We start from the raw sequence: 3,630 nt of genomic DNA on the forward strand, positions 1-3,630 counted from the left end.
GTAAATTTTCAGCGTTGCTGGCTCCCCGTCAGCCGGATTGGGTTGCATCGCAGGGGTGTCGAAAGAGTCAACTGCGGTCCAAAGCTGTTGGACTTGGGTGAAAAGGGCGTTTATTCTTCCTATACGTGAACCGCATCCTACGGAATGAGTAACCCTTGCCCTATTGTGAGTAGAACGTCGTATAATTCAAACGAAAGCAGTTAATAGGTATGAAATATCACAGCACAAAAGAGCGACAGGACATGTTTAGATGATGTTATTATAAAATAATAACATCATGGATGAATAAAAAATAATTTTCTATCTTTACAACTATGTTATACTTCTATGATAAGGCTATGATGGCAAAGCCTTGGTTTTCCTAATCAAATAGTCGCCGAGATGGCTTCAATGCGACAGTAGGTCTACTGTCTCACAATTAATTCATGTATCAGATTTTTGTTCCCTGATGGGAAGTGTTATCCATACGAAAAGAATATGGGTAAAGTGTTACACCTGTATATGACATTCAGAATGTCCTGTCGGGGGAACTGGTACCAATTTAATAAAAGAAAACAGTATAGAAATGACAATCGAAGATATGCAAACATTAGCCCTAGAGCATGGGCTGAGAATTTCGGAAGAGATGAGCGTCAATGAGATGGGCATCGACTTTAGAGTTGCCTTTGTAAAGGAAGTAAACGGTGAGAACTGGGTACTCCGTATACCTCGAAGAAGCGATATGCTTGAACAAATCGAAAATGAAAGTAGAATATTGGATTTAGCCAAAAGAAACCTGTCGATCAATGTCCCTGATTGGAAAATTGTATCGGAGCGCCTAATAGCCTACCCTTTACTGGAGGATGCGCCTGCTCTGACATTCGATGCGATAACACATGAGGTTTCTTGGAACATAGATCGCGATAGCATAGCTTATGTGGAGTCTCTGGCAAAATCATTGGCCGAATTACATCGTATTACAGCTGACGATGTGAGAAAGAGCAACTTGAAAATAATGACTCCAAGTGAATTGAGGACCGAAATAGCTGACCGTATCCACTTGGTGAAATCTGAGATAGGTATCAGCGAGCCGTTGGAAAACAGATACCGTAGATGGTTGGACAATGACCCTTTGTGGCCTGAATTCACTTGTTTCATCCATGGCGATCTCTATGCAGGGCATGTCTTAACCTCGAAGGAAGGTAAGACCTCTGGTATCATAGATTGGTCTACTGCGCATATGGGTGATCCTGCACTGGACTTTTCTGGTCACGTATCGGTTTTTGGAGAGGATAGCCTGAAGAGTTTGATAACGGAGTATGCTAAACAAGGCGGAACGATATGGGATAGGCTCTACGAACAATCTATAGAGAGGGCTGCTGCAGCTCCATTAGCATATGGCGCTTTTGCGGTAGAGTGCAACGACGATAATCATATCAATGCCGCCAGAGCAGCCTTAGGTATTGTTCAATAAAATGATGTGAGGATACTTTTTTAAATGCTAAAATAGGAGTTCGATTGGTGCCACTTAAGAGTATCATTGATTTCTATTTTAGCCAGTATCCTCCACTTTTAGGAGCTCCTCGAAACTCGATTTTATGATCATCTCTTAAGATTTTGAGCCACCGCTCTACTATCTTGACAGGAACTAATAGCTCGTTTACTAAAAATGGTGCACGCTTTCCTGGATTAGTTCTTATCTGATTAAATAGTAGATTTACTCCCTCACTTACTCCCTCATTAGATTCGAAAAGTAGCTTTGATGAGACAATAACTCGAAAACCGTGCTGGAAATTTTCAAAGACAGGGGGACGCAGACCATAGGATGCGAAGCCTTCTTGGATTCGTTTGATGCCTGACCCATATTTTTCAATAAAATGCGCTTCTTTGAACGTGGCAGATATCCTTTTATTGCGCGCCCATGGCGAGTAATCTTCACGAAGAAGCTGATCAATCGTTAAGTTATCAGCTAAACCACCTGGATTGAAAAACTCTATGGAATTGTAATACACCCTGATTATGGAATCGGCAAATTAATTTGGACTTGGGTGAAAAGGGCGTTTATTCTTCCTATTACGTTGTCGGCAGCGGGCCAAAAAGGAATACGTCCATGCCCATCGAGGTGAAACCGGCTGTGAGCGCGGGTTCAAGCATATAGCCCGACAGGCGCGTATCCTTGCCGATCACGACACGATGGCGGTGGTCACCGCGACGAAAGACACGGCCAGCCGCCATGCCGACGCGCAAGGCGGTTTCCGCCGTCATCGCGCCTTCGTTGGCTTTGCCACGAATACCGTCTGTGCCGAAATATTTGCGCACCATAAGGTCGATTATCCTGTCGTCGGGTCGCCCTCAAAGGGGACATGCCTGCTGAACCGCGAATATAGAGAAATATCCCGAATGTGCAGTTAACGAATTCTTGCGGTTTCTTTCAGCGCCGCCAATACCGCCAGCCCGTCGCGCAAGGGGCGCGGCTCGTGTGTGCGGATGAAGTCAGCTCCACCTGCGGCGGCGGCAAGCTCTGCAGCGAGTGTCGCGGCCCCGACATCCCCCGGACCACGGCCTGTGAGCGCGCGCAGAAAGGATTTGCGCGAAACAGACAGAAGCACCGGCAAATCGAAGCGCAGCCGCAATTCATCGAACCGCGCCAGCACCGAGAGCGAGGTTTCGGGAGCAGCCCCCAGAAAAAACCCCATGCCGGGATCAAGGACAAGGCGGTTGCGTTTGATACCGGCACCCGTCAGCGCCGCGATGCGCGCGTCAAAGAACGCCGCAATGTGATCCATGATGTCGCCAGCGGGTGCCTCGCGCCGATCTGCCTGCCCGTCTTGCACCGAATGCATAACGACGAGTTTGGCAGATGATTTCGCCAATTGCGGATAGAACGCAGCGTCTGGAAAACCGCGAATATCATTGAGATAGGCCACACCACGCGACAAGGCATAGGCTTGCGTCGCGGGTTGATAACTGTCGAGCGAGACGGGAATGCCATCTGCCTTGAGCGCGTCCAGCACCGGCGCGATACGCGCGATTTCTGTGTCGGACGAAACAGGCGCGGCGTCGGGATTGCTGGATGCCGGACCGAGGTCGATCACATCTGCCCCCTCGGCCATCAGCTTACGCGCCTGCGCAATGGCTGCGTCTGGCGCCAGATACCGGCCTCCATCGGAGAAACTGTCCGAGGTTATGTTGACGATGCCGAAAATGATGAGCGATTTATTCATGGGGGCTTCTATAATAATAATAATCGAGCATGAGTCTCATACGGATGCTCGGGTCGAAAGGGAATCCCCAGGCGAGTAACCTGTTTGCGGTGATCCATTAGCTGCAGGAGCAGAATAGCATACATCTGGAAGCAAAGCCAGGAAAGCGGCCTATGGAGCTGTGCGGCAGCGCTCAGTAGGCAATTTTTCAAAATATTGTTAAGCCTTTTCTGAGCATGGTATTTTTCATGGTATTACCAATTAGCAGGAAAATAAGCCATTGAATATAAAAGATAAAAATGTCTTGTTTACAATAGAGTGGGGAACACGAACCGTTAGCTGTTGTCCATTTTTCTCAATATAGCCAGCACCACGGTTTTCATTATTCTCTGTTAAGGCAGTTTGTAAATCAGACAAAGGAATTTGCAATTGTTGCAATCGGTTCAGA

Annotated in this window: 4 protein-coding genes and 1 pseudogene; 1 reads left to right on the forward strand and 4 read right to left on the reverse strand. The window is 47.4% G+C overall.

Features of this window, described 5'->3' with window-relative positions; all coding sequences use genetic code 11:
* Window positions 1-565 precede the first annotated feature (565 nt).
* Window positions 566-1,453, forward strand: coding sequence for an Mph(E)/Mph(G) family macrolide 2'-phosphotransferase (gene mph, locus FTU45_RS15115; protein WP_071830579.1), 888 nt, complete (start codon window positions 566-568; stop codon window positions 1,451-1,453).
* Between the two features lie 73 nt (window positions 1,454-1,526).
* Here mph and FTU45_RS15120 read toward each other — a convergent pair whose 3' ends face one another.
* From FTU45_RS15120 to FTU45_RS15135, 4 genes and pseudogenes are all read right to left on the reverse strand, one after another.
* Window positions 1,527-1,991: an ATP-binding protein gene (locus FTU45_RS15120; RefSeq protein ID WP_071830580.1), complete on the reverse strand. Its 465-nt coding sequence runs from the start codon at window positions 1,989-1,991 to the stop codon at window positions 1,527-1,529.
* 61 nt (window positions 1,992-2,052) lie between these two features.
* Window positions 2,053-2,301, reverse strand: coding sequence for a phosphoglucosamine mutase (locus FTU45_RS15125; RefSeq protein WP_071830581.1), 249 nt, complete (start codon window positions 2,299-2,301; stop codon window positions 2,053-2,055).
* Between the two features lie 86 nt (window positions 2,302-2,387).
* Window positions 2,388-3,203, reverse strand: a complete 816-nt coding sequence (gene sul2 / locus FTU45_RS15130) for a sulfonamide-resistant dihydropteroate synthase Sul2 (RefSeq protein ID WP_001043260.1) — start codon at window positions 3,201-3,203, stop codon at window positions 2,388-2,390.
* 300 nt (window positions 3,204-3,503) lie between these two features.
* Window positions 3,504-3,630 (reverse strand): annotated as a pseudogene (locus FTU45_RS15135) (hypothetical protein); the annotation flags it as partial.

It is taken from the genome of Acinetobacter sp. YH12106 (assembly GCF_013418995.1).
GTDB classification, from domain to species: domain Bacteria; phylum Pseudomonadota; class Gammaproteobacteria; order Pseudomonadales; family Moraxellaceae; genus Acinetobacter; species Acinetobacter pseudolwoffii.